At 58.3% G+C, this 19,827-nt stretch carries 17 protein-coding genes, 6 tRNA genes and 2 other RNA genes; 21 read left to right on the top strand and 4 right to left on the bottom strand.

What is annotated here, in order from left to right:
- Window positions 1-49: 49 nt before the first annotated feature.
- Window positions 50-1,948, bottom strand: a complete 1,899-nt coding sequence (locus tag WCL58_RS06545; protein ID WP_336850758.1) for a bifunctional metallophosphatase/5'-nucleotidase — start codon at window positions 1,946-1,948, stop codon at window positions 50-52.
- A 683-nt stretch (window positions 1,949-2,631) separates the two neighbouring features.
- Between WCL58_RS06545 and cydA the strand changes: the two genes are divergently transcribed.
- The 21 genes from cydA to pnuC all read left to right on the top strand — a co-directional run bounded on the left by cydA (window position 2,632) and on the right by pnuC (window position 14,859).
- Entirely contained in the window at window positions 2,632-4,200 is a 1,569-nt protein-coding gene (gene cydA, locus WCL58_RS06540) for a cytochrome ubiquinol oxidase subunit I (RefSeq protein ID WP_019454034.1), read from the top strand.
- A gap of 14 nt (window positions 4,201-4,214) precedes the next feature.
- Complete coding sequence (gene cydB / locus WCL58_RS06535) at window positions 4,215-5,354, top strand: cytochrome d ubiquinol oxidase subunit II (RefSeq protein ID WP_197780181.1); 1,140 nt, start codon at window positions 4,215-4,217, stop codon at window positions 5,352-5,354.
- A 17-nt stretch (window positions 5,355-5,371) separates the two neighbouring features.
- Window positions 5,372-5,485, top strand: coding sequence for a cytochrome bd-I oxidase subunit CydX (cydX, locus tag WCL58_RS06530; protein ID WP_004939868.1), 114 nt, complete (start codon window positions 5,372-5,374; stop codon window positions 5,483-5,485).
- Window positions 5,485-5,781, top strand: coding sequence for a cyd operon protein YbgE (ybgE, locus tag WCL58_RS06525; protein ID WP_038877538.1), 297 nt, complete (start codon window positions 5,485-5,487; stop codon window positions 5,779-5,781). The genes cydX and ybgE overlap by 1 nt, the downstream gene beginning before the upstream one ends.
- A gap of 130 nt (window positions 5,782-5,911) precedes the next feature.
- A complete protein-coding gene (gene ybgC, locus WCL58_RS06520; RefSeq protein ID WP_025160034.1) occupies window positions 5,912-6,316 on the top strand; it encodes a tol-pal system-associated acyl-CoA thioesterase in 405 nt (134 codons plus the stop codon).
- Window positions 6,313-6,996 (top strand): Tol-Pal system protein TolQ, encoded by a 684-nt coding sequence (tolQ, locus tag WCL58_RS06515; protein WP_004939862.1) that lies wholly within the window; start codon window positions 6,313-6,315, stop codon window positions 6,994-6,996. Before ybgC ends, tolQ begins: the two co-directional genes overlap by 4 nt.
- A 12-nt stretch (window positions 6,997-7,008) precedes the next feature.
- A complete protein-coding gene (tolR, locus tag WCL58_RS06510; RefSeq protein ID WP_004939859.1) occupies window positions 7,009-7,437 on the top strand; it encodes a colicin uptake protein TolR in 429 nt (142 codons plus the stop codon).
- Window positions 7,438-7,518: 81 nt separating this feature from the next.
- Entirely contained in the window at window positions 7,519-8,745 is a 1,227-nt protein-coding gene (tolA, locus tag WCL58_RS06505) for a cell envelope integrity protein TolA (RefSeq protein WP_060440506.1), read from the top strand.
- A gap of 132 nt (window positions 8,746-8,877) precedes the next feature.
- Window positions 8,878-10,170 (top strand): Tol-Pal system beta propeller repeat protein TolB, encoded by a 1,293-nt coding sequence (gene tolB, locus WCL58_RS06500; RefSeq protein WP_004939856.1) that lies wholly within the window; start codon window positions 8,878-8,880, stop codon window positions 10,168-10,170.
- A 44-nt stretch (window positions 10,171-10,214) separates the two neighbouring features.
- Window positions 10,215-10,724, top strand: coding sequence for a peptidoglycan-associated lipoprotein Pal (gene pal, locus WCL58_RS06495; RefSeq protein ID WP_025160033.1), 510 nt, complete (start codon window positions 10,215-10,217; stop codon window positions 10,722-10,724).
- A 9-nt stretch (window positions 10,725-10,733) separates the two neighbouring features.
- Entirely contained in the window at window positions 10,734-11,528 is a 795-nt protein-coding gene (gene cpoB / locus WCL58_RS06490) for a cell division protein CpoB (protein WP_033647153.1), read from the top strand.
- 178 nt (window positions 11,529-11,706) lie between these two features.
- Window positions 11,707-11,782 (top strand) — tRNA-Lys (locus WCL58_RS06485).
- Between the two features lie 29 nt (window positions 11,783-11,811).
- Window positions 11,812-11,887, top strand: a tRNA-Val gene (locus tag WCL58_RS06480).
- A 7-nt stretch (window positions 11,888-11,894) separates the two neighbouring features.
- A tRNA-Lys gene (locus tag WCL58_RS06475) sits at window positions 11,895-11,970 on the top strand.
- Between the two features lie 15 nt (window positions 11,971-11,985).
- Window positions 11,986-12,110: non-coding RNA, RtT sRNA (locus WCL58_RS06470), on the top strand.
- Between the two features lie 152 nt (window positions 12,111-12,262).
- Window positions 12,263-12,338 (top strand) — tRNA-Lys (locus WCL58_RS06465).
- A 36-nt stretch (window positions 12,339-12,374) separates the two neighbouring features.
- Window positions 12,375-12,450 (top strand) — tRNA-Val (locus WCL58_RS06460).
- Window positions 12,451-12,456: 6 nt separating this feature from the next.
- Window positions 12,457-12,532, top strand: a tRNA-Lys gene (locus tag WCL58_RS06455).
- Between the two features lie 74 nt (window positions 12,533-12,606).
- Window positions 12,607-12,731, top strand: a non-coding RNA gene (locus WCL58_RS06450) — RtT sRNA.
- A 320-nt stretch (window positions 12,732-13,051) separates the two neighbouring features.
- Complete coding sequence (nadA, locus tag WCL58_RS06445) at window positions 13,052-14,113, top strand: quinolinate synthase NadA (protein ID WP_015376982.1); 1,062 nt, start codon at window positions 13,052-13,054, stop codon at window positions 14,111-14,113.
- Window positions 14,114-14,133: 20 nt separating this feature from the next.
- Window positions 14,134-14,859, top strand: a complete 726-nt coding sequence (gene pnuC, locus WCL58_RS06440) for a nicotinamide riboside transporter PnuC (protein WP_048232945.1) — start codon at window positions 14,134-14,136, stop codon at window positions 14,857-14,859.
- A 36-nt stretch (window positions 14,860-14,895) separates the two neighbouring features.
- Here pnuC and zitB read toward each other — a convergent pair whose 3' ends face one another.
- Genes zitB through WCL58_RS06425 form a run of 3 tightly spaced genes read right to left on the bottom strand, consistent with a single transcriptional unit; the run spans window position 14,896 to window position 19,660 of the window.
- Entirely contained in the window at window positions 14,896-15,858 is a 963-nt protein-coding gene (gene zitB, locus WCL58_RS06435; protein WP_033637476.1) for a CDF family zinc transporter ZitB, read from the bottom strand.
- Complete coding sequence (locus tag WCL58_RS06430) at window positions 15,858-19,058, bottom strand: ATP-binding protein (RefSeq protein WP_336850756.1); 3,201 nt, start codon at window positions 19,056-19,058, stop codon at window positions 15,858-15,860. Before WCL58_RS06430 ends, zitB begins: the two co-directional genes overlap by 1 nt.
- Window positions 19,055-19,660 carry a response regulator gene (locus WCL58_RS06425; RefSeq protein WP_060423720.1) on the bottom strand — a complete coding sequence of 202 codons (606 nt, stop codon included), beginning with the start codon at window positions 19,658-19,660 and terminating at the stop codon, window positions 19,055-19,057. The genes WCL58_RS06430 and WCL58_RS06425 overlap by 4 nt, the downstream gene beginning before the upstream one ends.
- Between the last annotated feature and the right edge of the window lie 167 nt (window positions 19,661-19,827).

Raw genomic sequence — 19,827 nt, 5'->3', positions numbered from 1 at the left:
TCTCGACATGTTTGGCCACCCATTGGGTGGCCTTTTTTATGGGTGAAGATCAGAAATCGTTGAGTGCCTTGATCAGCGCGATCCGATCCTGCAGGCGGCGCTGTTGCACCGGATCCGTAGCGGCTTGGCGCTGTTGCTCCAGCGAGGTGAGGGTGGCGCGGTAATCATCGGCGTTGCTGAACAGCGCGTCTTTGACGTTGATCGAGGCGACGTTGGTGTAGCGGCCGTCGTCGGTGGTCGGTACCTGGATAACGCCTTCATTGAGCAGCCGTTTGACGATCGCCCGCTGCGGTTCGTACCCCTCCATGCCGATCAGCTTCCAGCGCTGCGGCGGCACGCCCTGATAGTGGCCGTGTTTCACCTCCGTCAGGTAGCGCAGAGTCAGGTGGCGAATAGTGCCTTCTTCTTCACCGTATTGCGCTTTGCTGTCGAACAGCACCGGGAAGGATTGCCCCTCCAGCGCACCACCCTTTTGCGTCAGGTGGCCCATACGGTAACTGTTCATGCCCAGGCGGATCGGCATATCGTCGGTGACCGGCGTGCCGTCCGCCAGGCGCAGGTCGACGATGCGCGAGCCGGCAGGTTGGCGCAGGTCGATGGTGTAAGTGACGCCGTCGAAGAAATCATTGGTGGAATATTTGGATGATCGCCGCGCCGGGTTAAAGCTGTAGGTGACATCGCCCGGCTGCAGCTGATTGAAATAGTCGGCGGACCACTCCATGTAGCGTTTAAGCGCTTTGCCGTTGAGCTGATACACGGTGATCTCGCCGCCGGCGTATTGGTAGTTAAAGGCGATGTCCTTGGCCTTGATGTCGCCGACGTCCAGCTTGGCGCGATCGTTGTCGATCTGCAGGGCGATCACCTGCGCCAGCGGCGCATAGTGGCGGGCGGCCTGCTGGAACAGCGCGCTGATGCCGGTATCCTGCACGTGTACCTGGGGAATGCCGAGGAATTCGTCGGCGGGCACCAGGTCGCTGCCGCTCAGCTTCGCCACGACCCGGTTGGCGTTGGCGCGCAGAATGTCATGGTACGGCTGGTAGAGCGCTTGCATGGCGCTGTCCGGCGTCATCCCCTTGATGGAGTAGGTGTAGCTGTTTTTGTCGATCAGCGTGAACTTGCCGTCGCGGCGTTCAAATTGCAGGTCGATGCGCGACAGCGCGCGGCCGTATTTATCCGGCTCGGTGATGATGACGCCGTTAACCACCGCTTTGTCGATCTTCACATGCATATGGCCGGCGACGATCGCCGCCAGCTCCGGGTTGGCGTTGGCGATGTCGGCTACGCCGGTGCCGGGACGCTGATTTTCGTTGTCGATGCCCATATGCGCCACCAGCACGATGGCGTCGACCTGGCCGTCGATTTGCCTGATGACCTGTTTCACCGCCTGCACCGGATCGGTGAAGTTCAGCCCTTTGATGCGATCGGTGCCCTTGGCGAATTCCGCGGTCATCGGCGTGTCCATGCCGATAATGCCGATCTTCACGCCCTGGCGTTCGACGATGGTGTAGGCGGGCAGATAGGGCTTGCCGTTGTCCCAGACGATATTGCCCGCCAGCGCCGCGCCCTTGAACTGCTTGAGCGGGGTGGCCAGCACCGGCAGGCCGAAGTCGAACTCGTGGTTGCCCATCACCCAGACATCGTAATTGAGCGCGTTGAGGCCCAGCATCATCGGGCTGACGGCCTCATGCTTGAAGGTTTCGACGAAGTTGCCCTGAATGGTGTCGCCGGCGTCCACCAGGATCAGGTTGGGCTGCTCGGCCCGCACTTTTTTGACCTGGGTGGCTATCTGGCTCAGGCTGCCCGCCAGATTTTCCGTGTCGCTGGCGTAGTCCCAGGGCACGAAGGTGCCGTGCAGATCGGAGGTGCCCAGCAGGGTGATATTTACCGTTTCGGCGGCCATGGCGTTTCCCGAGAGTCCCAAGACAGAGGCAAAGATGATTTTTTTCATAAGTTATTGTCACTCAATGCAATTTTAACATAAGTGGTCATTTTGCTACAAAATCGCAACCTTTACGATCCCATCGCGAGAAATAGACTAATATTGGAGAGAGATTTGTTGTTTTGTGACTGCTATCACTGTCACGGCTTATTGGAAATAAAAGGTTAATTATGTCGCATAATAAGCGCGTAATAATACAATGGCGGCCCTTTTAAATTACATTTATTTAACACAAAAATATCATTAAAAAACAATTAAACCATTGCGCAACATGACCCTAAGAAAATTATGCGAAATGTGCTGATGAATATGGAAATAAGATGCGGATAGGCTTAAATTGTCTCAGATCAAATTAGCCCGAAGTACCTCTTTCGGCTAAGATTTGACCTGTAACCAAAAGTCTAACCCACGTCACGTAAAAACCTATTTATTGTGTGGGATTGGGCGAGTATCATCCATGTTGTGATTATGGATGGTTGATCTTGTTGCATTTGTTACCCGTTGTCGGTTTTCAGTGGCGTGCTTGTCGGCGGCCCGAGGGGCTATTGGCCGAGTGTGCGGTTGAAAGCGGAGAAGCTGGATCAAATTTGTTGTGTTTAAGGGCATTCACTGCGGGGCGTTACTGGCGGCTTTGAAAGAAGCGTGCCGATAACCGCGTGTCGGAGTCTTCCTGCGAGGAGCAAGGAGTCAAGATGTTTGATATTGTCGAACTGTCGCGCTTACAGTTTGCTTTAACGGCGATGTACCATTTCTTATTTGTCCCATTAACGCTCGGTATGGCGTTCTTGCTGGCAATTATGGAAACGGTATATGTCCTGTCTGGCAAACAAATCTATAAAGACATGACCAAATTCTGGGGAAAGTTATTTGCGATTAACTTTGCTCTGGGTGTGGCCACCGGTTTGACCATGGAGTTCCAGTTCGGGACTAACTGGTCGTATTTCTCTCACTACGTCGGCGATATCTTCGGGGCCCCTCTGGCTATCGAAGGTCTGATGGCGTTCTTCCTTGAATCGACGCTGGTCGGCCTGTTCTTCTTCGGCTGGGATCGTCTGAGCAAGGTGCAGCACATGGCGGTAACCTGGTTCGTGGCCCTCGGCTCCAACCTGTCCGCGCTGTGGATCCTGGTCGCCAACGGCTGGATGCAGAACCCGATCGCTTCGGATTTCAACTTCGAAACCATGCGCATGGAGATGGTCAGCTTCTCCGAACTGGTGCTTAACCCGGTTGCGCAGGTGAAATTCGTTCACACCGTGGCTTCCGGCTACACCTGTGGCGCGATGTTCGTTCTGGGCATCAGCTCCTACTACCTGCTGAAAGGCCGCGACATCGCCTTCGCCAAGCGCTCCTTCGCCATCGCTGCCAGCTTCGGTATGGCTGCCATTCTGTCCGTTATCGTTCTGGGTGATGAATCCGGCTACGAAATGGGCGACGTGCAGAAAACCAAACTGGCCGCTATCGAAGCGGAATGGGACACCCAGCCGGCGCCGGCGTCCTTCACCCTGTTCGGCATTCCCGATCAGGACAAGATGGAAAACTCCTTCTCTATTCAGATCCCGTATGCGCTTGGCCTGATCGCCACCCGCTCCACGGACACTCAGGTCACCGGCCTGAAAGATCTGATGGCGCAGCATGAAGTGCGTATCCGCAACGGGATGAAAGCCTACCAGCTGCTGGAAGAGCTGCGCGGCGGCAACACCGATCCTGCGGTGCGCGCCGAATTCAACAAAACCAAGCAAGACCTGGGCTACGGCATGCTGCTGAAGCGCTATACCCCGAACGTCACCGACGCGACGGAAGCGCAGATCCAGCTGGCGACCAAGGACTCCATTCCGCGCGTGGCGCCGCTGTACTTCGCCTTCCGCATCATGGTGGCCTGTGGCGTGATCATGCTGTTGATCATCGGCCTGTCGTTCTGGAACGTGATCCGCGGCCGCATCGGCCAGAAAAAATGGCTGCACCGCGCGGCGCTGTACGGTTTGCCGCTGCCTTGGATCGCGATCGAGTCCGGCTGGTTCGTGGCGGAATACGGCCGTCAACCGTGGGCGATTGGTGAGGTGCTGCCGACGGCGGTCGCCAACTCTTCGCTGACCGCGGGCGACATTCTGTTCTCGATGGGGCTGATCTGCGGCTTGTACACCCTGTTCCTGGTGGCTGAATTGTACCTGATGTTCAAGTTTGCGCGTCTGGGTCCAAGCAGCCTGAAAACCGGCCGCTATCACTTTGAACAACCGACTGCCGCCGTGCAGGAAGCGCGCTAAACAGGAGTCCACGTATGTTTGACTATGAAGTACTGCGATTTATTTGGTGGGTCCTGGTTGGCGTACTGCTGATCGGCTTCGCCGTCACCGACGGTTTCGACATGGGCGTCGGCATTCTGGTGCGCATCATCGGGAAAACCGATACCGAGCGCCGAGTGATGATCAACTCCATCGCCCCGCACTGGGACGGTAACCAGGTGTGGCTGATCACCGCCGGCGGCGCGCTGTTCGCCGCCTGGCCGATGGTCTACGCAGCGGCCTTCTCCGGCTTCTACGTTGCCATGATCCTGGTGCTGGCCGCCTTGTTCTTCCGCCCGGTCGGTTTCGACTACCGCTCCAAGCTGGAGAGCAGCCGCTGGCGCAACATGTGGGACTGGGGCATCTTCATCGGCTCCTTCGTGCCTGCCGTGGTATTCGGCGTGGCGTTCGGCAACCTGCTGCAGGGCGTGCCGTTCCACATGGACGAGTACATGCGCCTGTTCTACACCGGTAACTTCTTCCAACTGCTGAATCCGTTCGGTCTGTTGGCGGGCGTGGTCAGCCTGACCATGCTGGTTACCCAGGGGGCGACTTACCTGCAAATGCGCACCACCGGCGAGATCCACCTGCGTTCACGCGCTGCGGCGCAGATCGCAACGCTGATCATGGCGGTGTGCTTCCTGCTGGCGGGCGTATGGCTGGTGAAAGGCATCGACGGCTTCGTCGTGACGTCGGCGCTGGACACCCTGGCGGAATCCAACCCGATGCGTAAAGAAGTGGCGCATCAGGCCGGTGCCTGGTTGATCAACTTCAACAAGTATCCGCTGCTGTGGGCGTTGCCTGCGCTGGGCGTGGTGCTGCCGTTGTTCACCATCCTGTTCTCGCGTCTGGAGAAAGGCGCACTGGCGTTCGTCTCCTCGTCGCTGACCATCGCCTGCGTCATCCTCACCGCCGGGGTCACCATGTTCCCGTTCGTGATGCCGTCCAGCACCGTGCCTAACGTCAGCCTGACCATGTGGGACGCGACGTCGAGCCTGTTGACGCTGAAAGTGATGACCGTCGTGGCGGCGATCTTCGTGCCTATCGTTTTGGCGTACACCAGCTGGTCGTACTACAAAATGTTCGGTCGCCTCGACAAGAACTACATCGAAAACAACAAGCATTCGCTGTACTAAGGATAAGGAGCTAAACCATGTGGTATTTTGCCTGGATTCTCGGAACGCTTCTTGCCTGCGCCTTCGGCATCATCACGGCGCTGGCGCTTGAGCAGAGCGAAGCGACCAAAGCTCAGCAAGACGGTAAGTGATGAGCTCGTCCGTGATTGACAAGCTGTACGCTGTCACCGACAAGGGCCCGATCCGGGCCCTTTCCCTGGTGCTGGCGTTGATTTTGGCGGGGTGCGTGTTCTGGGATCCGACGCGTTTCGCCGCCAAAACCAGCTCGCTGGAGATTTGGGAAGGGCTGCTGCTGATTTGGGCGGTGTGCGCCGGGGTGATCCACGGTTTCGGATTCCGCCCGCAGCGCAGCATCTGGCGCGCCTTTTTCGCGCCGCTTCCCGCAATTGTGATCCTGTGCGCAGGATTACTTTACGTTTCTTTATAATCTCCCTGATGTCCCCACGTTATGGGCCCTCACGGCCCATAATTATTTTCATTCCCATCTTGTAACCCATTCCCAACCCGATCCGTCTTGCGTATAGTAGCAGCGTTAAATTGCATTGCTGGGAAGTAGAGTGAGTAATACGTTGTTTCGATGGCCGGTTCGCGTTTACTACGAGGATACCGATGCCAGTGGTGTGGTCTATCACGCCCGCTACGTCGCCTTTTTTGAAAGAGCGCGCACAGAGATGCTGCGTCAGCACAACTTTCATCAACAGCAGCTGCTCAGTGAACAAGTCGCTTTTGTCGTCCGGCGCATGACGGTGGATTATCTGGCTCCGGCTCGTCTCGACGAGCAACTGGAGGTCCAGAGCGAAATCACCTGTCTGCGCGGGGCTTCTCTCACGTTTGCTCAACGCATTGTCAATTCTGACGGGGCCCTACTGAGCCAGGCAGATGTCCTGATTGCCTGTATTGATCCACACCAAATGAAGCCAAGAGCGCTTCCTAAGTCTATTGTCGCGGAGTTTAAGCAGTGACTGACATGAACATCCTAGATTTATTCTTGAAGGCGAGCCTGCTGGTTAAGCTTATCATGTTGATTTTGATATGCTTCTCGGTAGCCTCTTGGGCGATCATCATTCAGCGCACCCGCATCCTCAATGCGGCGACGCGTGACGCCGAAGCCTTTGAAGACAAATTCTGGTCCGGTATCGAGCTTTCCCGTCTGTACCAGGAAAGTCAGGCGCGTCGCGATAGCCTGACCGGTTCCGAGCAGATCTTCCATTCCGGGTTCAAAGAGTTCGCCCGCCTGCACCGCGCCAACAACCATGCGCCGGAGTCGGTGATCGAAGGGGCGTCGCGCGCGATGCGTATTTCGATGAACCGCGAGCTGGAAACGCTGGAAACCCATATTCCGTTCCTCGGCACCGTCGGTTCGATCAGCCCGTATATCGGCCTGTTCGGCACCGTGTGGGGGATCATGCACGCCTTTATCGCGCTGGGCGCGGTGAAGCAAGCCACGCTGCAGATGGTGGCGCCGGGTATCGCCGAAGCGCTGATCGCCACCGCGATCGGTCTGTTCGCCGCCATCCCGGCGGTAATGGCCTATAACCGTCTCAACCAGCGCGTCAACAAGCTTGAGCAGAATTACGACAACTTTATGGAAGAGTTCACCGCTATTCTGCATCGTCAGGCCTTCTCCAGCGACAGCAAATAAGTAGGAGGTAGCATGGCGAGAGTACGTGGACGTAGTCGGCGCGAGCTGAAGTCCGAAATTAACATCGTTCCGCTGCTCGACGTGTTGCTGGTGCTGCTGCTGATCTTTATGGCAACCGCGCCAATCATCACGCAGAGCGTGGAGGTTGACCTGCCGGACGCCACCGATTCCAAAACGGTGTCCAGCGATGACAATCCGCCGGTGATCCTCGAGGTTTCCGGCGTAGGTCAATACACCCTGGTGGTGGATCACAACCGTATGGAGCTGCTGCCGCCTGAGCAAGTCGCGGCCGAAGCCAAGTCGCGTTTGGCGGCTAACCCGAAAACGGTCTTTTTGATCGGCGGTGCGAAGGAAGTCCCTTACGATGAGATTATCAAGGCATTGAATATTCTCCATCAGGCGGGCGTGGCTTCCGTGGGGCTGATGACCCAGCCGATCTGACCGTAAGGCGAACGGCAACCCGGTTCCTGCGCTGCGGCCCAGGAACCCCGTATAAGCAACACCAGTTTTTGGGAATCTATTTTGGTAAAGGCAACTGAGCAAAACGATAAGCTGAACCGCGCCGTTATTGTTTCGGTCGTTCTGCACTTCATATTGATTGCCCTGCTGATTTGGGGATCGCTGCAGGAAAAGGTCGACATGGGCGCCGGCGGTGGCGGTGATGGCACCGTGGTGGGCGCAGTGATGGTCGATCCTGGCGCGGTGGTGGAGCAATACAACCGCCAGCAGCAGCAGAGCAACGATGCGCAGCGTGCCGAGAAGCAGCGCCAGAAAAAGGCGGAGCAACAGGCCGAAGAGCTTCAGCAGAAGCAGGCGGAGCAACAGCAGCGCCTGAAGGAGCTGGAGAAAGAGCGTTTGGCGGCGCAGGAGAAAGCTGCGCAGGACGCCAAGGCGCAGGCTGAGCAACAGCAGAAGGCAGCGGAGCAGCAGAAACAGGCCGCCGAGCAGCAAAAAGCGGCGGAAGCCGCCGCAGCCAAGGCCAAAGAGCAACAGAAGGTCGCCGAAGCCGCCGCCGCCAAGGCGAAGGCCGAAGCGGAAAAGGTCGCCAAGGCACAGGCGGACGCGCAGAAGAAAGCCGAAGCGGAAGCCAAGAAAGAAGCGGCCGCCGCTGCCGCCGCCAAGAAACAGGCGGAAGAGGCGAAGAAAGCCGCGGCGGCTGCCGCAGAGCAAAAAGCCGCAGAGGCCGCGGAGAAGAAAGCGGCCGCTGAAGCTGAGAAAAAAGCCGCAGCGGAAGCCGAGAAGAAGGCTGCCGCCGAGGCAGAGAAGAAAGCTGCGGCCGAGAAAGCGGCTGCCGCCAAAAAAGCCGCTGCGGATGCCAAGAAGAAGGCTGCCGCTGAGGCTGCGAAACAATCGGATGAAGTTAGCGATCTGTTTGGCGGCCTGGCGGACGGCAAGAACGCGCCGAAAGGCGGCGGTGCTAAATCGAAAGGTGATGGTAAACCGGCCGGGCAGGGCAATGCCAAAGCGGCTGGGGCCAGCGGGGCGGATATCAGCGGTTATATGGGGCAGATTCAAGGGGCGATTCAGAGCAAGTTCTATGACGCCAGTTCGTTCGCCGGCAAAACCTGCGACCTGCGTATCAAGCTGGCGCCGGACGGCCTGCTGATAAGCGTACAAGCGGCGGGGGGCGATCCTGCTCTGTGTCAAGCAGCAGTGTCTGCCGCCAAGTTGGCGCATATACCGAAGCCGCCGAGCGATGCCGTTTATCAGCACTTTAAGAATTCTATACTTGAATTCAAGCCGCAATAACGGTTGATTGAGTGAGTGATATCACAGGGATGTACTAAGGTAACCAACAGGGATTATGTAGTTTTACGTAAGTTGGTTTGTTAAAATTCTGCTAATTTATCGCAGGCATCCCGCCTGGATAAGGGAGATGAGATGAAGCAGGCATTTCGAGTAGCGCTAGGTTTTTTAATTCTGTGGGCGTCCGTGCTGCACGCGGAAGTTCGCATTGAAATCACCCAAGGGGTCGACTCCGCTCGTCCGATTGGCGTGGTGCCGTTTAAATGGGCGGGCCCAGGCACGCCGCCGGAAGATATCGGCAAGATTGTCGGTGCGGATCTGCGCAACAGCGGCAAATTCAACCCGATCGACGTGGCGCGCATGCCGCAGCAACCGACCTCCGCGTCTGAAGTGACGCCGGCGGCCTGGACTGCATTAGGCATCGACGCCGTGGTTGTCGGCCAGGTTCAACCTGGCGCCGACGGCAGCTACCTGATCTCCTACCAGCTGGTGGACACCTCGGGTTCGCCGGGCACCGTATTGGCGCAGAACCAGTATAAAGTGACCAAACAATGGTTGCGTTATTCTGCCCATACCGCCAGCGACGAAGTGTTCGAGAAGCTGACCGGCATCAAGGGCGCGTTCCGTACCCGTATCGCCTACGTCGTGCAGACCAACGGCGGGAAATTCCCGTATGAGCTGCGCGTAGCGGATTACGACGGTTACAACCAGTTCACGGTGCACCGTTCGCCTGAGCCGCTTATGTCGCCGGCCTGGTCGCCGGACGGCAGCAAACTGGCTTACGTGACCTTCGAGAGCGGCCGTTCCGCGCTGGTGGTACAGACCCTGGCTAACGGCGCAATCCGCCAGATCGCCTCGTTCCCGCGCCACAACGGTGCGCCGGCGTTCTCGCCGGACGGCAGCAAGCTGGCCTTCGCGCTGTCCAAGAGCGGCAGCCTGAACCTGTACGTGATGAACCTCGGCTCCGGCCAGATCACGCAGCTGACCGATGGCCGCAACAACAACACCGAACCGACCTGGTTCCCGGATGGCCAGTCGCTGGCGTTTACCTCCGATCAGGGCGGGCGTCCGCAGATTTATAAAATCAGCGCCAGCGGCGGTGCCGCACAGCGTCTGACGTGGGAAGGCTCTCAGAACCAGGATTCTGAAGTCAGCTCCGACGGTAAATTCCTGGTGATGGTAAGCACCAACAGTGGTGCACAACACATCGCCAAACAAGATCTTGGATCGGGCGCCGTTCAGGTTTTGACCGGTACCTTCCTGGATGAAACGCCTAGTATTGCGCCAAACGGCACCATGGTGATCTATAGCTCCACGCAAGGTATGGGCTCCGTGTTGCAGTTGGTGTCAACTGATGGGCGTTTCAAAGCGCGTCTTCCGGCAACTGATGGACAGGTCAAATTCCCTGCCTGGTCGCCGTATCTGTGATGCATGTGTAAATATGTATGGCAAACTATAAAAGGATCAAAGAAATGCAACTGAACAAAGTGCTGAAAGGGCTTCTGCTGGCACTGCCAGTTCTGGCTGTAGCAGCTTGTAGTTCTAACAAAAGCGCAAACAACGACCAATCTGGTATGGGCGCTGGCACTGGTATGGAAAACGGCAGCAGCAACCTGTCTTCCGAAGAACAAGCTCGTCTGCAGATGCAAGAACTGCAGAAGAACAACATCGTTTACTTCGGCCTGGACAAGTATGACGTAAGCTCCGAATTCGCTCAGATGCTGGACGCGCACGCTGCATTCCTGCGTAACAACCCGTCTTACAAAGTGACCGTTGAAGGCCACGCTGACGAACGCGGCACGCCGGAATACAACATCGCTCTGGGTGAGCGCCGTGCTAACGCCGTTAAAATGTACCTGCAGGGTAAAGGCGTTTCCGCTGACCAGATCTCTATCGTTTCTTACGGTAAAGAAAAACCAGCAGTACTGGGCCACGACGAAGCGGCTTATGCTAAAAACCGTCGTGCCGTTCTGGTTTACTAAGAGAATCGCATGAACAGTAACTTCAGACGTCACCTGTTGAGTCTGTCGTTACTGGTTGGCGTAGCGGCCCCTTGGGCCGCTACTGCCCAAGCGCCAATCAGTAATGTCGGCTCCGGCTCGGTCGAAGACCGTGTCACCTCGCTTGAGCGCATCAGCAATGCTCAAGGCCAGCTTTTAAACCAACTCCAGCAACAACTCTCTGATAACCAACGCGACATTGATTCTCTCCGTGGGCAAATCCAGGAAAGTCAGTATCAGTTGAATCAGGTGGTTGAACGCCAGAAGCAAATCTATCAGCAGATGGATAGCCTCAGCCAGGGCGGCGCTCAGAGCGCCTCTGCGGCCGCGGGCGCTGCCGGTGGGGCAGCCGCAGGCGCATCTTCCGATGCGGGCGGCAGCGCGCCTGCAGCCGCGTCTGCAACGCCGAGCGGCGGTGATGAGAACAGCGACTACAACGCCGCTGTTTCTCTGGCGCTGGAAAAAAAACAGTATGACCAGGCGATTTCCGCCTTTCAGTCCTTCGTAAAACAGTACCCGAAGTCTACCTACCAGCCCAACGCCAACTATTGGCTGGGCCAGTTGTTCTACAACAAGGGTAAAAAAGACGACGCGGCCTACTATTTTGCGGTGGTGGTGAAGAATTACGCGAAATCACCGAAGGCGCCGGACGCCATGTACAAGGTGGGTATCATCATGCAGGAGAAAGGGCAGGCCGATAAAGCCAAAGCCGTGTTCCAGCAGGTGATTAAACAGTACCCAACCAGTGCGGCGGCCAAACAGGCGAAAAGCCGCGTAGGCGGTTAACAGTCAGAAAAATGAGCCCAGAAGTTAGTCGATTTGACCGATTTCTGGGCTCATTCGCGTGAAGAACAAGCAGTTGAACGCATCAGTAAAAAATTTAGGTTGCGCTGCCAAGATAAATTAGTAATATATGCCGCCGTTGCCAAGACATCTTGCAAGATGTTAAAGCGGCAGGGAAATTGGGTCGTTAGCTCAGTTGGTAGAGCAGTTGACTTTTAATCAATTGGTCGCAGGTTCGAATCCTGCACGACCCACCAATTTCTGAAGTAGCAGTAACCACAACAGTGGGTGATTAGCTCAGTTGGTAGAGCATCTCCTTTACACGGAGGGGGTCGGCGGTTCGAGCCCGTCATCACCCACCACTGTTATGGGTCGTTAGCTCAGTTGGTAGAGCAGTTGACTTTTAATCAATTGGTCGCAGGTTCGAATCCTGCACGACCCACCATTCTTTAAGAATGGCTGCGATAGAGAATCGTAAAGGATGAGAACCGTAAAGGTTCGAGTCTCGCGAAGCGAGACAACATCACTCCGGTGATGGCCCGCAAGGGCGAGGCCAAAGGCCGAGTTATCCTGCACGATCCACCATTCTTTAAGAATGGCAGCTTCAGAATCGGTTTGATGTGGCAAAGTAAAGGTCCGAGTCGAGTACCCGTCGAGTTGTCCTGAACATCCCCATCCTTGTTTTCCGCGAGTCGGTTCCAATAACCTATTCGCCATCAGCAGTAAACCACATCAGTGGGTCGTTAGCTCAGTTGGTAGAGCAGTTGACTTTTAATCAATTGGTCGCAGGTTCGAATCCTGCACGACCCACCACTCTTTGAGAGTGAAAAATAGCAGTACCACAGCAGTGGGTGATTAGCTCAGTTGGTAGAGCATCTCCTTTACACGGAGGGGGTCGGCGGTTCGAGCCCGTCATCACCCACCACACTGCGGGTCGTTAGCTCAGTTGGTAGAGCAGTTGACTTTTAATCAATTGGTCGCAGGTTCGAATCCTGCACGACCCACCAATTCAGAGAAAAGCGCCTTTTGGCGCTTTTTTCGTTTCTGTAACATCTAAACCTGACCTCATCTTCTTGCCAACATGGTCACCGAGTCGTGCGGGTGAGATCCTGCGTTCAGGTTCGAGCATCGCGCAGCGATACGACAACGCGCAGCGTTGCCCGCAGGGTGAGGCCACAGGCCGAATCAATCCTGCACGACCCACCAATTCAGAGAAAAGCGCCTTTTGGCGCTTTTTTCGCATCTGCAGCACCGTCACCTACATTCGTGCTTTCTCGTTTCAACACCGCACCGATCATCACGCTGTTCTCTGAACGGCTATATGGTCTCGTCAGGTCATTTTCTGCTGTGAGCTGTGTAACCAATATCTGTGTTTTTTAATCCATTAAACAATAGGTGCGCAAATATGAAAATATCAGCGGACTTTTCGCGCAGCTTTAGGTATTTTGTTTAGTATATAAAACGAAGGGCGTTGCGGCAGGCGATATTCACGCGGCAGGCGCCCAGCCTAGCATGAGATTGCAGCGATGAGTGAAATGTTTGATGTCAATGCGGCGGTGTATCCCTTCCCGCCTAAACCGGTTCCGCTGGACGTAGCCGAAAAAGCCTTTTATCGCGAAAAGATCAAAACCCTGCTCAAGCAGCGCAATGCGGTGATGGTCGCCCACTATTATACCGATCCGGAAATCCAGGCGCTGGCGGAAGAAACCGGCGGCTGCGTGGCAGATTCGCTGGAAATGGCGCGCTTCGGCAGCGCCCATCCGGCTTCCACGCTGTTGGTGGCCGGCGTGCGCTTCATGGGGGAAACCGCCAAGATCCTCAGCCCGGAAAAGCAGGTGCTGATGCCGACGCTGTTTGCCGAATGTTCGCTGGATCTGGGCTGCCCGGAAGAGGAGTTTCATGCGTTTTGCGACAGCCACCCCGATCGCACCGTGGTGGTCTATGCGAACACCTCGGCGGCGGTCAAAGCGCGCGCCGACTGGGTGGTCACTTCCAGCATCGCCGTTGAGCTGATCGAACACCTGGACAGCCTGGGCGAGAAGATCATTTGGGCGCCGGATCGCCATCTCGGCAGCTACGTGCAGAAGCAGACCGGCGCCGACGTGCTGTGCTGGCAAGGCGCCTGCATTGTCCATGACGAGTTCAAGACTCAGGCGCTGCGGCGCATGAAGGCGCTTTATCCGCAGGCGGCCATCCTGGTGCATCCCGAATCGCCACAGGCGGTGGTTGAGTTGGCGGATGCGGTGGGATCGACCAGCCAACTGATTCAGGCGGCGAAAACATTGCCGCATCAACAGCTGATCGTCGCCACGGATCGCGGTATCTTTTACAAGATGCAGCAGGCCTGCCCGGACAAGGAGCTGTTCGAAGCGCCGACCGCCGGAGAAGGGGCGACCTGTCGCAGCTGCGCGCATTGCCCGTGGATGGCGATGAATGGCCTGAAGGCGATTGCCGAAGGGCTGGAGCAGGGGGGCGCGCAGCATGAGATCCACGTGGACGCCGCGCTGCGTGAGAAGGCGCTGGTGCCGCTGAACCGCATGCTGGATTTCGCCGCTCAGCTTAAGATGCAGGTTAAAGGCAACGCTTAACCGTTTAAAAGGATGACTTCATGAGCTTCTTCAGTACCAGCAATATTCTGGTGCACATTCCGCTTGGCGCGGGCGGTTACGATCTGTCGTGGATCGAAGCCATCGGCACGCTGTTCGGGTTGCTGTGCATCTGGTACGCCAGCAAGGAAAAAATCATCAACTACCTGTTCGGCCTGATCAACGTCACGCTGTTCGCGGTAATTTTTTTCCAGATCCAGCTGTACGCCAGCCTGCTGTTGCAGCTGTTCTTTTTCGGCGCCAACATTTACGGTTGGTATGCCTGGAGCCGCCAAACCCAGGATAATCAGGCTGAGCTGCAGATCCGCTGGCTGCCGTTGCCGAAAGCGTTGGCCTGGGCGGCGGTTTGCGTCATCGGCATTGGCCTGATGACCTTTAACATCGACCGCGTGTTCGCCTGGCTGACGCAGATCGCGGTAGCGGTGATGCAAGGGCTGGGGCTGAACGTGCAGATGCCTGAACTGCAGCCGGACGCGTTCCCGTTCTGGGATTCGGCGATGATGGTGCTCTCCATCGTGGCGATGATCCTGATGACGCGCAAGTACGTGGAAAACTGGCTGCTGTGGGTGGTTATCGACGTCATCAGCGTGGCGATCTTCGCTTACCAGGGGGTGTACGCGATGGCGCTGGAGTATGTCATTCTGACGCTGATCGCCCTGAACGGCTCCTGGCTGTGGATCAAGAGCGCCGGGCGTAACCGTTCCAACCCGCTCTCGTCCGCACCGTAGCAACAGCAGAGGGCGCCGTGGTGGCGCCCTCTTGGCTTAGTGACGATGTCCCAGATGGGAGTGCGCTTCGGCATGTGAGTGTTCACTCGGCTCCGGCGCCCGGTTGATACCGCAGTCCGGTGTCTCGCAGTGCCGGTACTCCATCTGAATGGTCACGTGGCCAATCTTGTAGTGTTCCAACAGATAAGCCTGAATGCGTTGCAACAGCCCATCGTGGTCATGCGGCGGGATCACCTGCGCATGCAGCGTCATCAGCTTTTGTTCGCCGATCTGCCAGACATGCACGTGATGGATGTTGCGCACTTCCGGGATATTCAGGCACAGGTCTTTTTGCAGCTTGGCGATATCGACCTCCTGCGGCGTGCCTTCCAACAGCTCGTGGAAACTCTCCTTCAGCAGCCGCCAGGCGCTGCGTAGCACCAGACAGGAGACCAGCACCGACAGGATCGGGTCAATCGGCGTCCAGCCGGTGGCAAGAATGACGATGGCGGCGACGATGGCGCCCACCGAACCGAGCAGGTCGCCCAACACATGCAGCGCGGCGGCGCGCACGTTGATATTTTTCTCTTCGCTGCCGCGATGCAGCAACCAGAAGGCGAACAGGTTCGCCAGCAGCCCCGCTACGGCGATGATCAGCATCGGGGTACCCATCACCGGCTGCGGTTCGAAGAAACGCCGTATCGCCTCCCACAGGATGAATACCACGATCACCAGCAGCGCCGCGGCGTTGAGGAAGGCCGCCAGGGTGGTGAGGCGCAGATAGCCGAAGGTGTGGCGCGCGTTGGGCTTGCGCTGGGAGAAGTGCACCGCCATCAGCGCCACCAGCAGCGCGGCGGCATCGGTCAACATATGGCCGGCGTCGGCCAACAGCGCCAGCGAGCCGGACAACAGGCCACCGACCACCTCGGCCACCATAAAGACGGCGGTGACTAAAAAAGCGGTCAGTAGGCGTTTACTATTACTGTCTTTCGGCAGGTGTACGTGTGGAGTGTCCGACATTATTCATCCTTATGCATAGCGAAAGAGGGGGCGGCGGCGAGCAGAGCGTCCAGCTCCGGTTCTATCTGCGCCACTAACGCCTTTAATTTAGTATAAGCGGCGGCGGCAAGCTCGCCCCGACGTGCGGTATCCACCAGCTGCTGGCACAGCTGCGCGGCTTCCGGCAGCTGCAGCATCAGCAGGCTGCCCTTGATGCGGTGCGCCGCCTGCTCCAGGCGCGGCCAGTCGCTCGCGGCGACGGCGTCCGCGAGCCGCTGCCGGTCTTGGCGCAGCGTATCGCCGAGCGTCTGCGCCAGCCGCTGCAGCATGGCGCGATCGCCACCTGCCATTTCGGCCAGCGTTTGTCGCAGGTCAGTAAGGACTGACTTTTCTTCCTGAGCCTGCGGTTGCTGAGCCAATACCTGGCCGATCGCCGCCAGTGAAATCGGTTTGGTCAGGAAGTGGTCGATCGCCACCAGCCCCGGCGGGATGCGGGTAAACTCCTGCACGTCTGCCGAGCAAAGCACGATGCGGCAAGGCGGGCGTTGCAGCCGCTGTTCGTCGCGGCGGATCAGTCTGGCCAGCGTCAGCCCGTCCGGGCGCGGCATGTTATAGTCGATAAACAGCAGATCGAACGGTTGCCGGCGCTGGGCCTTCAACAGCGCATAGCCTTGTTCAAAGCGGGCGGGTTGCAGCCCGAAGTGGCGCAGCTGGCGTTCCAGCAGCAACAAATTGGTGGGGTGATCGTCGATCAGCGCGGTACGCAAGGCGGAAGACGGCAGTGCATAGGTGTGCTCCTCCTGGGCGACAGCCGGCGCCGCGCCGCTCAGCTCGACCGGTATCGCGACCTCGACGCGGGTGCCGACGCCCGGCTGCGAGTGCAGCCCGATGCGGCCGCCCATCTGTTCGACGATCTCTTTGCAGATAGACAGTCCCAAACCGGTGCCCTGCACCGAAATGCGTTGCGCGCCGCGCGCGCGGTAAAACGGTTGGAACAGCTTGCCTATCTCATCGGCGGCGATGCCGCAGCCGCTGTCGTTCACCGTTAATCGCAATTCCCCCTGCCGCTCATCTTGCGCGCGCCAGCCGATCTCGACCTGAATAGTGCCGCGCGGTGTAAACTTTATCGCGTTGTTTATCAGGTTGTTAGCCACTTGAAGTAAACGCTCACCATCAATAATCACCGCCTCAGGCAGCGCCGGATCCGCCAGCACGCTCAGCGTCAACGGGCGTTCGCCGATCAGCGGCCGGTAAAGGGCGTCGATGCGCGCTACCCAGGGGCGCAGCGCCACCGGTTTCGGCGCCAGCGTCAGCGAACCGGTTTCCAGCCGGGCGTGATCCTGCAGGTCGTTGAGCAGGTTGAGCAGCGAAGAGGCCGAGCTGTATATCACCGGCAGGCCTTCCGGCGCGGGTTGGCGTTTGAGCTCCAGCTCCAACAGGCCGAGGATGGCGTGCATCGGGGTGCGCAGCTCATGGCTGACGGTGGCGAGGAATTTGCTCTTCATGCGGTTTTCCGCCTCGGCGCGGCGGCGCGCGTGCTCGAGTTCTTCGCGTTCGCGTTTTTCACGGCGCTGCAGCATGAAACGGCGCAGCGTTAGCGCCAGCAGCAGCACGGTGGCGGCGGCCAGCAGCGCCAGCAGCCAGGTGGTCTGCGGCGGCATACGGTTGTCATTCACCGCGTCGATAAGATTGCTGCGGTCGACGATCCACTCGTCGCGCAGCGATTGCAGGGTGTCCGCCGGGATCTGCATCAGATTCTTATCGAGGATCGCCAACAGAAGAGGTTGATCGCGGCGCACGCCGAAGGCCACCGGGTAGGGGATGTTGTTGGCGGCAAAGGCCAGCTTGATAGCACCGGAATAGCGTGACAGCGCCAAAAAGTTGGCGGAGATGACGTTATCCACCAGCGCATCCAGCTGGCCGTTGGCCAGCGCGTCGTACATCGACTTGCTGTCGGCGAAGCTGACGGTCTGCTCCTGTTCCGGCACCAGCCCCTGCGCCAAATCGCCCTGCAGCACGCCGATGCGCTTGCCGGCCAAATCGCTCCAGGTGGAAATGCCGTCGGCGTGCTGGCCAACGTAAACGCCCCACAGCGAGCGGTGGATCGGCATGCTGGCGCCGTAGCGCGCCTTGACGCCGCGCGCCAGCGGCAGGGCGGCGCGGAAGCTGGCCTGGCCGGACTGCACCAGCTGATCGGCCTGCTCGGCGTTGCGCGCCCACAGCGGTGCGAAACGCAGCCCGGTGTTTTGCGCGATGATGTTGAGAATGTCGATGGCGTAGCCGCGCGGCTGGCCGTCAGAGCCGCGGTAGGCGAACGGGAAGTTGTTCTCGATGGCGGCGTAGTACACCACGCGGTGGCTCGCCACCCAATTCTTCTCCATCGTCGTCAGGTCGGCATTGCCGGTGTCGAGGTAGCTGGGGATCTTTTTGCTCCAGCGGCTCTGCAGGGCGTTCATCAGCTCCATCGGCGCGTCGGCGATGGCGGTGTCCAGCGTGTCTATCAGCCGTGAGTCGGCGGCGGCGAACACGAAGGACAGGTTGCCCAGGTTCTCGTTGCTTTCAATCTGATAGAGCTGGCCGAGCTGCAGCTGGTCGATGATAAAGCTGGCGCTGGCCTCGTCGGCGATAAAGTAGTCGCTGCTGCCGTTGAGCAGCGAGTAGACCGCCTGCAGATTGTTGTCGTAGCGCTGGATCTGCGACGCCACGGCCTGCAGAGCGCCGCCGGACTGCATGTCGGTCAGCGCGCCGATCGCGACGCGGGCGTTGGCGGAGTTGAGCATCACCGGTCGATCGTTGCTGCGATCGCGCAATACGCGCAGGTTGCTGACGTAATAGGGCTGAGAGATCGCCAGGCCGTGCAGCGCCTCACTCTGCGGGATGCCGTACAGCAGATCGATCTTGCCGTCGTGCAGCGCCTGCTCCAGCTGCGTCAGATCGGCAAAGCCGTAAATGGCGAAGCGAATGCCGGTTACCTGCTGGATATAGCCGAGGTAGTCGGCGTTCAGCCCGTACAGATCGTCGTCCACGATGATGTTGTACGGGCTGGTGTTCTCACTAATGATGCCGATGCGCAGCGTTCGGTCGCGCCAGGGATTTTTCTCGCCGACGATCAGCATGTTCTCGGGGGTATTCAGATTGCTGACCAGCTGATAGCGCACCGGCTCCGCCGCCTGCGCCAGACCGCACCACAGGATCAGCAGCAGCAGCGCGCGGCGCATCATGGCGCCAGCTCTTTAAACACCGCCACCAGCTCCAGCAGGTTGCCGGCGCCGGTTTTGCGCTGGATGTTCTTCTTGTGCGTGCTGACGGTCTTGTTGCTGATGTGCAGCCGATCGGCGATCTGCAGGTTGGACAGCCCCTGGCTCAGCAAGCCCAGCACTTCGAGCTCTTTGGGAGTGAGCAGCCCACCGTCCGCCGTCGGCGCTTCTTCGGCCAGCGCGGCGGCGGGGAAGTGGGTTTCACCGTCCAGCACCTGCTCGATCGCCTGTACCAGCTCTGCCAACGAGCTGCCTTTATTGACGAAACCGTTGGCTCCGGCGGCATGGGCCATGCGCGCATAGACCTCGGCCTCCTGCGCGGTATAGATCAGGATCGGCTGCTGCGGGTAGCGGCGGCGGATTTTTTTCAACAGCTGCAGCCCGTCGACCTGCGGCAGGCCGATATCCAGGATCACCAGGCCGAAAGCGGCCTCGGCCAGCAGGGCCAGCGCCTGGACGTCGTCCTGCGCCGCCTGCAGGCGGTAGGAGCGGGATGACTTCATTAGCGCCGCTTCCAGTGCGACATGAACCACCGGGTGGTCATCAACTAATAACAGAGAGGGCATGTTCAACTCGGGTCGCTTTATATTCCGATCGCTAGCATAGCGAAAAAGGAGGCTCTGCGCTCCCCTGATGAAACAGCACAATCTGCTGTTAATTTGGCGGTTCCAGCGGAGGGGGGCAAAGGTGATTTACAGCGCCATTCCCACAGGCTAGATTGTTGGGATCTACA

It is taken from the genome of Serratia sp. TMDUHS_CL, assembly GCF_037137105.1.
GTDB lineage: Bacteria > Pseudomonadota > Gammaproteobacteria > Enterobacterales > Enterobacteriaceae > Serratia > Serratia nevei.
Note: the sequence above shows the minus strand (reverse complement) of the source record. Positions and strands in the feature narration are given on the sequence as shown.

Excerpts from the sequence above, each read along its gene's own strand:
- tolR (WP_004939859.1), top strand. The coding sequence starts at position 7,009 with ATGGCGAGAGTACGTGGACGTAGTCGGCGCGAGCTGAAGTCCGAAATT.
- pal (WP_025160033.1), top strand. The coding sequence starts at position 10,215 with ATGCAACTGAACAAAGTGCTGAAAGGGCTTCTGCTGGCACTGCCAGTT.
- ybgE (WP_038877538.1), top strand. The coding sequence starts at position 5,485 with ATGAGCTCGTCCGTGATTGACAAGCTGTACGCTGTCACCGACAAGGGC.
- zitB (WP_033637476.1), bottom strand. The coding sequence starts at position 15,858 with ATGTCGGACACTCCACACGTACACCTGCCGAAAGACAGTAATAGTAAA.
- pnuC (WP_048232945.1), top strand. The coding sequence starts at position 14,134 with ATGAGCTTCTTCAGTACCAGCAATATTCTGGTGCACATTCCGCTTGGC.
- cydA (WP_019454034.1), top strand. The coding sequence starts at position 2,632 with ATGTTTGATATTGTCGAACTGTCGCGCTTACAGTTTGCTTTAACGGCG.
- WCL58_RS06425 (WP_060423720.1), bottom strand. The coding sequence starts at position 19,660 with ATGCCCTCTCTGTTATTAGTTGATGACCACCCGGTGGTTCATGTCGCA.
- WCL58_RS06545 (WP_336850758.1), bottom strand. The coding sequence starts at position 1,948 with ATGAAAAAAATCATCTTTGCCTCTGTCTTGGGACTCTCGGGAAACGCC.
- cydB (WP_197780181.1), top strand. The coding sequence starts at position 4,215 with ATGTTTGACTATGAAGTACTGCGATTTATTTGGTGGGTCCTGGTTGGC.
- cpoB (WP_033647153.1), top strand. The coding sequence starts at position 10,734 with ATGAACAGTAACTTCAGACGTCACCTGTTGAGTCTGTCGTTACTGGTT.
- WCL58_RS06430 (WP_336850756.1), bottom strand. The coding sequence starts at position 19,058 with ATGATGCGCCGCGCGCTGCTGCTGCTGATCCTGTGGTGCGGTCTGGCG.
- tolB (WP_004939856.1), top strand. The coding sequence starts at position 8,878 with ATGAAGCAGGCATTTCGAGTAGCGCTAGGTTTTTTAATTCTGTGGGCG.
- nadA (WP_015376982.1), top strand. The coding sequence starts at position 13,052 with ATGAGTGAAATGTTTGATGTCAATGCGGCGGTGTATCCCTTCCCGCCT.
- cydX (WP_004939868.1), top strand. The coding sequence starts at position 5,372 with ATGTGGTATTTTGCCTGGATTCTCGGAACGCTTCTTGCCTGCGCCTTC.